We start from the raw sequence: 482 nt of genomic DNA, 5'->3' as shown, positions 1-482 counted from the left end.
TCCGTAAGATAATTAGTCAATAAATCCTGAGCGATTAACATCGAATACTCTTCTATATCCACCGTGGTACTGCCATAGTGCATGCTGTTTAAAACGGATAAAAACTTCATGACAGGCAATGAGGTCATACTTAAAAAATTAAGCTCGCGATTACCGGGTTTTTCATCGTTAACTAATTTGGTATTGATATTTCGAATAATCTCGCGAACTTTAAACGTGAGCGTTGAGGTTTCAGGGATAGTGATCTCCTGTAAACTCACCTGAATACATTGGCTGTTAGCACCTTTATCATTACAGCGCCATATTTTTGCAGTACGAGTTCCATTTCCTGTACCAATCAGCACATTAATTAGATCGGCATTTCCAGCCAATGAAGGGACATTCGTCACTTTGCCTTCTTTATCGATAATCAACGTTCCTGTCAGACTCATCACCATTTCGGAAAGTTCCTGGTCGCTATTTAAGAAGGACTTAGCTTGCAA

Annotated in this window: 1 protein-coding gene; it reads right to left on the bottom strand. The window is 39.4% G+C overall.

Features of this window, described 5'->3' with window-relative positions:
* The coding region (locus DGG96_RS20585; RefSeq protein ID WP_240610486.1) for a conjugal transfer protein TraH at positions 1-437 on the bottom strand (437 nt) is incomplete at its 3' end.
* Positions 438-482 lie beyond the last annotated feature (45 nt).

Source organism: Legionella qingyii, from assembly GCF_003184185.1.
This window is presented reverse-complemented; position numbering and strand designations above follow the sequence as displayed.